This window comes from Parageobacillus caldoxylosilyticus NBRC 107762 (assembly GCF_000632715.1).
GTDB classification, from domain to species: Bacteria; Bacillota; Bacilli; order Bacillales; family Anoxybacillaceae; genus Saccharococcus; species Saccharococcus caldoxylosilyticus.
In genome coordinates this window covers 1-2270 of sequence record NZ_BAWO01000111.1, presented here as the reverse complement: position 1 = coordinate 2270, position 2270 = coordinate 1, and the positions used below count along the sequence as shown (strand labels likewise).

The window sequence follows — 2270 nt, the reverse complement described above, 5'->3', positions numbered from 1 at the left end:
TTTACACTTCCATATCCCCAACACATAATGTTTCACCTCCTATGGAGTATGAAGGGATTGCTAAATATCCAATCCCTGCTTTTAAAGTATGTTCTTAAAAAAGAGTTAGCTTGGATAAATTCATCAACTGATAAGTAAATTCCATATTTATCTAATAGATATATAGAACTATTTAATTGCATTTCTAATCATCCTACCTCCCTCGTCCTGCTCAATACGACAAAAAGAGGCATTTTCCTACATCATTTTCTTGTCAAATCTCGGCGTTATTTACGCCTAACCTCCCCGCGCACTCTCTTGTACGTATCTCTGTGAACGCCCATCAAATCCAACAACTCATTCAGTGTCCGTTTTTCATTTTTCTGTTTAAGCTGTGTCCACTTCCTTTTTTGTTGCTTATTCAAACAGACCCTTCATCTTCATTTGTATCCCTTCGCTCAAAAGACATACAAAAAGGAATGCCTTAGAATTATCCATTGTTCACTCTTCATGAACAATTTCTCCTACTCATACATATATTGTCATGAAAGGAGGAATGAGCATGGATAAACTTGCGTTCTTGTTCTTAGCTTGCATCCTTGCTGGTTTTGCACTAATAAAACTTCCTTTAGCCGGTTCACCTTTGGCTGGTATCCAACCAATAACGTCCTTAATTGGGATTTTAGCTATCCTTGTTTTTTCATTAGTCCTCATATTTAGAGGAATAATGGCCCTAGTAGGCAAATAAACTTTATGGACTCAGGCTCTTGCCTGAGTCTGGTTTCTAATATGCACCTAGCACTAAGAAGTTCTTAAAAGAAAAAACGCCACCCCAATCAGAGTGGCGCCCTGCTAAATAACCATCAGGAAATTTACCCATAAGAAAAAAGGATCCAAAGGGTCCTTATTTAGTTTGATGACAAACTCAACCAGATGAGTTTGTCTTTTTTCAGTATATTAGCTTTAAAAAGATTGAAAAAGATCAATTTATTAATTATCGGTTCTAATCTCTTCTGTCATTTCTTCTTCTTAACCCTAACAGTCCTGCTAAACCAACTAAACCAATCCAACCCCAATCTGTATCGTCGTCGTTATCATCATTGTTATCCGTAACGTCCGTATTTTGAGCCATATCAGTTATTTTGTTTGTATTGTTATCGATGTCAATGCTGTTAGTTTGAGCATAAACAGCCATCCCACAAAGCATTAATGTAACTGTTAGAGCACAAAGTGAATGGAGAATCTTTTTTAACACGGTTTTCACCTCCTTTTAATAGCTGTTGACTTTAATATGTCCAATAAAGGAACAATTATTCTTTAGATATAATGCCATCCATTTAGAGGTAAATTATCCAAAAAAAGAATTAACGTTTGATTACAGACGTAAGAAAAGGAGAAATCCATCTTTACACAAGGCATAGATCGTTCCACAAAAGAAGGGGAAAGTAGTTATTATCAAATGGGTTAAAGATAGAGATGGACGATTACTTTGTTATTCCAATCCCATGGAAGAACTAATTTCTTGCATAATCTGTGGTGCTGCAAAGCGATGCCTCGGCGGTTAACGGAGAACGATAGTGGAATAAGACATACAAAAAGACCGGTTTTGTGGCTTAAAAATCAACAATGAAATATAACAGAGACAATCATTAAAAAATAAAAGCTTGCGGCACGCAAGCTTTTCGGTTAACAATCCGAACCTTTCACATTGAGCGGCGGTGGAACTAGCCAACCTTTTTCTTTGTTCATTCTAAGCAATCTAGCGCCATATTGCGCTTTTTTCATGTGAAATTGACCATACATTAAAGCAATGTCTTCCCTGATGCACTGCCCCATCATTGTGCTGCATGCCACTAAACCGGCTGCAATATCTTTACTAAGCATTGCAGCAATTTCCGGGTCAGTAAATCTCGCACCGGCAGGAATATCTTCCAAACATGCTTTTGGCCGTTCTGGCGGTGATGGCGGAAGTGCTATTCCATTTTCTTTTAACAAGTTTTCGGTTTCTTGTATTTCCGGTTTTAAAACATTTTCGATACTATCCTCAATAAAATTTTTTAAATCCTCATCACCTGTATGGTTGAGTAATGTTTGATATCCGGATAATAATCCTTTAGCCGTCAGTAAATACGACCATACACCAAATACTTCTCCATAGTGCATTGGCTCTTCTTTTGGATTACCGCTTAAAATTCCCATCATAACCCTCCTAACAAAATCATATATCTTTTCTTTAGATAATATGGATTGATTGAAATACAATTATGCAAAAAAAAGTGAAGTTTTGATGA

3 protein-coding genes are annotated in these 2270 nt (G+C 36.7%); 1 reads left to right on the top strand and 2 read right to left on the bottom strand.

Features of this window, described 5'->3' with window-relative positions; genetic code table 11:
* Positions 1–541: 541 nt before the first annotated feature.
* The gene (locus GCA01S_RS18830) at positions 542–727 is read left to right on the top strand and encodes a hypothetical protein (RefSeq protein ID WP_017436057.1); all 186 of its coding nucleotides are present in this window, start codon (positions 542–544) and stop codon (positions 725–727) included.
* A 255-nt stretch (positions 728–982) separates the two neighbouring features.
* Here GCA01S_RS18830 and GCA01S_RS18825 read toward each other — a convergent pair whose 3' ends face one another.
* Positions 983–1234: a WGxxGxxG family protein gene (locus GCA01S_RS18825; protein ID WP_042412525.1), complete on the bottom strand. Its 252-nt coding sequence runs from the start codon at positions 1232–1234 to the stop codon at positions 983–985.
* A gap of 431 nt (positions 1235–1665) precedes the next feature.
* Complete coding sequence (locus GCA01S_RS18820) at positions 1666–2178, bottom strand: DUF3231 family protein (RefSeq protein ID WP_017436059.1); 513 nt, start codon at positions 2176–2178, stop codon at positions 1666–1668.
* Positions 2179–2270 lie beyond the last annotated feature (92 nt).

Coding starts and splice junctions, on each gene's coding strand:
- GCA01S_RS18820 (WP_017436059.1), bottom strand. CDS start 2,178: ATGGGAATTTTAAGCGGTAATCCAAAAGAAGAGCCAATGCACTATGGA.
- GCA01S_RS18830 (WP_017436057.1), top strand. CDS start 542: ATGGATAAACTTGCGTTCTTGTTCTTAGCTTGCATCCTTGCTGGTTTT.